This is a genomic window from Mesorhizobium sp. M2A.F.Ca.ET.067.02.1.1, from assembly GCF_004023285.1.
In the GTDB taxonomy this organism is placed as follows: Bacteria; Pseudomonadota; Alphaproteobacteria; order Rhizobiales; family Rhizobiaceae; genus Mesorhizobium.
The window spans coordinates 1-3,813 of sequence record NZ_RZSB01000592.1 but is presented as its reverse complement, the minus strand read 5'-3'; the positions used below and the strand labels follow the sequence as shown (position 1 = coordinate 3,813).

The following is a 3,813-nucleotide window of genomic DNA, read 5'->3' as shown; positions in this document are numbered from 1 at the left end:
GTCCAGAGGTAGCGGCAGGTTTTTCGACGCCGCGTCCGCCGGCGGAAATCCAGGGCGCGGGCGACGGCCATGCGGTCCAGCAGGGCCATGGCAGAGTGATCGAGCAAACCGGCAGCGATGTCACCCGCCTTTACCGCGAAGCCGGGCAACTGGCGCTCGACCTCGCCCGGGAAACCGGATGCCGCTATGCCGTATTGACGGACGGCAGCCCATCATGCGGCAGCAGTTTTATCTATGACGGGAGCTTTTCAAGGGCCCGCGTGGCTGGCCAAGGCACGACTACCGCGCTGCTCGAGGAAAACGGTATCCGTGTCTTTTCCGAAGACAGGATCGGCGAGCTTGACGATCTGTTGATCGGCTCCAGCGCCGCCGGACATGCGGACTGACCGATGCCGCAGCAGGCCACCGACATTCTGCTCCGTCCCGGTACCATCGACGACGTCGAAACAATCTACGCCGCGCTGCTGCGTCTCGGCGCCCATATTGGCGCCAACCAGGAGATCAAATCCACCGCTGACGACCTCCGCACTTACGGCTTCGGCGAAAAGCCCGCCTTCTCGACCCTGATCGCCGAGATCGGCGGCGAATTCGCCGGGCTCTGCCTGTATTTCCCGATCTTCTCGACCTGGATGGGTCGTCCGGGCGTCTATGTGCAGGATCTTTATGTCGAGGACCGCTTTCGCGGCCGCCGCATCGGCGAGAAACTGCTGCGGCGCGTCGCGAAAGAGTGCCGCGCGGCGGGCGGCGTTTATCTGAGGCTCTCCGTCGATACCGACAACGAGACCGCCAAGGCCTTCTATGAGAAACTGGGCATCGGCCGGTCGAGTTACGAACAGGTGCAGAAGATCGTCGGCGATGCCTTTTTCGCCTTTGCCGACGCTCCGGAGGAATGACGATGAAAGCCTTCTATGCCGAAGAGCAGAAGCGCCACGATCCCAAGGCTTTCCTTTCGAGCGGCGCGCCGCAGCCCAATCCGGAAAAGCCGGAGCGGGTGGAGAGACTGCTATCCGGCGCAAGATCGGCCGGTTTGACGGTCGAACGCCCGAAAAATCACGGGCTTGGCCCGGTCGCGGCGGTGCATACGCCTGAATATCTCGACTTCCTCGAAAACATCTTCACGCGCTGGCAGCGCATCGAAGGCGCTTCGGCGGAGGTGATCCCGAACATCCACCCGATCGCTCGCAACGGCTCCTATCCGGCCTCGGCGGTCGGCCAGGCCGGCTACCATATGGCCGACACCGCCTGCCCGATCTCGGCCGAGACCTGGAACAGCGCGCTGTGGAGCGCTTGGAGCGCGGTCGAAGCCGCCGAGGCGGTGATGGCCGGCGCGCCGTCGGCCTATGCGCTCTGCCGTCCGCCTGGACATCACGCTTTCGCCGATGTCGCCGGCGGATTCTGCTTCATCAACAATTCGGCCGTGGCCGCGCAGGTTCTGCGCAAGAGTTCCGCCCGCGTCGCCATCCTCGATGTCGACCTGCACCACGGCAACGGCACGCAAGGCATCTTCTATGCCCGACCCGACGTGTTGACCGTCTCGTTGCACGCCGATCCGGTGCGCTTCTACCCGTTCTTCTGGGGCCATGCCGACGAACGCGGCGAAGGTCCCGGCCTCGGCTACAATCTCAACCTGCCGCTGCCGCGCAAATCCGGCGACGCGGCTTTTCTCGAAGCACTGGCGACGGCCTTCCAACGCATCCGCGCCTTCGCGCCGGAAGCGCTGGTCGTTGCGCTCGGCCTCGATGCCTTCGAAGGCGATCCGTTCGGCGGCCTATCGGTGACGACGCCAGGCTTCTCGCGCATCGGCGAAGCGATTGCCGGGCTCGGCCTGCCTACGATCATCGTCCAGGAAGGCGGCTATCTCTGCGATGCGCTGGGCGACAACCTCACAGCGTTCCTGACCGGCTTCGGCAGCAAGAAGGACTAGCGCTCCTGCCGCAGCATCGCGATCACGCGGTGCACGCTCTCCAGCGTCTCCTCGATCTCGGCCGCCGTGTTGTAGTGGGCAATGCCGATGCGCACGACACCCTGCTCGGCTGGAATGCTGAGCTGGTGGACGATCTCCCACGCGTAATTATGGCCCGACCACAGGAAGATATTCTCGGCGTTCATCTGCCGCAGGATTGTTTCCGGCGCGATGCCCTCGACCGTGAAGGAAACGGTCGGCACCCGCTCGGCGAGGCGCTCCGGATCGGTGATACCGCGGATGATCAGGTCCTCGATATCGGACAGGCCTTCGATCAGTCGCCGGGCCAGTGCGTTCTCGTAAGCGATCGAAACGTCGAATGCCTTGGCAATCCGCCGCCGCCGCGACCCGCCCTCGCCGGCGGCAGCGCCGAGATCAGCGAAATAGTCGATTGCCGCCGTCAGCCCGGCCATCAGCTCGATCTGTGGCGTGCCGAGTTCGAACCGCTCCGGCAGCCCGTTCGACGAACAGCGGCATTTGTAGGGCTTGAGGCCGTCGATCACGTCACGGCGTCCCCACAATATGCCCATATGCGGCCCGAAGAATTTATAGGCCGAGCAGATCAGGAAATCACAACCGAGCGCCTGCACGTCGATGAGCCCATGCGGCGCGAACTGCACAGCGTCGACATAGACCAGCGCGCCGGCCTGTTTAGCTGCCGCCGTCAGCGCCTGCACGCGGTTGATCGAGCCGGTGAGGTTGGACGCGTAATTCAGCGCGACGAGCCGCGTCTTGTCCGACAGCAGCGCCTTCAGCGCTGCCTCTTCCACCTGCCAGCTCCGCTCGTCGAACGGCAGGAATCGCACGACCAGGCCAAGATCCTCGGCGAGCTGCAGCCAGGGCGAGACATTGCCTTCATGGTCCATGCGCGTGACGATGATCTCGTCGCCCGGCTTCATCGTGCGGCCAAGCGTGCGAGACATGTGGTAGGTGAGCGTCGTCATGTTGGCGCCGATGACGATCTCCTCGACGCTTGATGCGTTCAGGAAATCGGCCATCGCCGCATGCGCCGCGTCGACCACCTGCTGCGCCGCCACCGTCGTTTCGAAGAACCCGCCGAGATTGGCGTTGGTGGTGAGCAGGCAGCGCGACACCGCGTCCGCTACCGTCAATGGCACCTGCGTGCCGGCGGGATTGTCGAGATAGATGCGCCGGCGCCCTTTATCGGTCAGCGAAAGCGCCGGAAATCTGCCGCGCACGGCCTCGATCGGAAACTCTGCCATCGTCTCCACCCCTTTGTTTTTTAAACGATTCCGATCAAGGACACGGATTGCCGACGCGCTGGTGAATGGCGTCGACCGCCTTCTGCATCTCTTCCGTCCAGGTGACGTCGACCGAGGACAGCGCCGTCTCGAGCTGCGCGATGGTGGTCGCACCGACGATGTTCGCCGTCACGAAGGGCCGGCTCGCCACATAGGCGTTGGCGAAGAGCGCCGGCTCCATGCCGAAGGAGCGCGCCAGCTCGTTGTATTGAAGCAGCACTTCCGCCGCATTCGGCGTCTCGTAGCGCTGGCCGCGGTTAAAAAGCTGCGAGCGCGAGCCCTGCGGCCGCGCGCCATGATCGTACTTGCCGGTGAGATAGCCCTGCGCCAGCGGCGAATAGGGAAGAAACCCGATCTCCTCGCGTTCGCAGACCTCGGCAAGGTTCACCTCGAAGGTGCGGTTGACGAGGTTGTAGGCGTTCTGCAGCGAGGCGACGCGCGGACCCACGGCCTTTTCGGCCTCGAAGACGAAGCGCATGACACCCCAGGAGCTTTCGTTCGAGAGACCCAGATGGCGGATCTTTCCGGCCTTCACCAGTTCGTCGAAGACGGCGAGCGTTTCGGCAACAGGCGTCTCGCCTCCCGGAG

The 3,813-nt window shown here is 64.1% G+C and carries 5 protein-coding genes; 3 read left to right on the top strand and 2 right to left on the bottom strand.

Annotated elements, in window-relative coordinates; translation table 11 throughout:
• From EOA28_RS28180 to EOA28_RS28170, 3 genes are all read left to right on the top strand, one after another.
• Positions 1-386 (top strand): 2-thiouracil desulfurase family protein (locus tag EOA28_RS28180; protein ID WP_128315505.1); only part of this gene is annotated, 386 nt, incomplete at its 5' end.
• 3 nt (positions 387-389) lie between these two features.
• The gene (locus EOA28_RS28175) at positions 390-893 is read left to right on the top strand and encodes a GNAT family N-acetyltransferase (RefSeq protein WP_127252848.1); all 504 of its coding nucleotides are present in this window, start codon (positions 390-392) and stop codon (positions 891-893) included.
• A 2-nt stretch (positions 894-895) separates the two neighbouring features.
• On the top strand, positions 896-1,924 hold the full coding sequence (locus tag EOA28_RS28170) for a histone deacetylase family protein (protein ID WP_127252849.1): 1,029 nt from the start codon (positions 896-898) through the stop codon (positions 1,922-1,924).
• On the opposite strand, the gene EOA28_RS28165 is transcribed toward EOA28_RS28170, so the two are convergent.
• Both EOA28_RS28165 and EOA28_RS28160 read right to left on the bottom strand, forming a co-directional pair.
• Entirely contained in the window at positions 1,921-3,186 is a 1,266-nt protein-coding gene (locus EOA28_RS28165) for a cysteine desulfurase-like protein (RefSeq protein WP_127386253.1), read from the bottom strand. The genes EOA28_RS28170 and EOA28_RS28165 overlap by 4 nt on opposite strands.
• Before the next feature lie 34 nt (positions 3,187-3,220).
• Positions 3,221-3,813, bottom strand: a 593-nt coding sequence (locus tag EOA28_RS28160) for an aldo/keto reductase (RefSeq protein WP_189342217.1), incomplete at its 5' end; no start/stop codon positions are given.

Coding starts and splice junctions, on each gene's coding strand:
- EOA28_RS28175 (WP_127252848.1), top strand. CDS start 390: ATGCCGCAGCAGGCCACCGACATTCTGCTCCGTCCCGGTACCATCGAC.
- EOA28_RS28170 (WP_127252849.1), top strand. CDS start 896: ATGAAAGCCTTCTATGCCGAAGAGCAGAAGCGCCACGATCCCAAGGCT.
- EOA28_RS28165 (WP_127386253.1), bottom strand. CDS start 3,186: ATGGCAGAGTTTCCGATCGAGGCCGTGCGCGGCAGATTTCCGGCGCTT.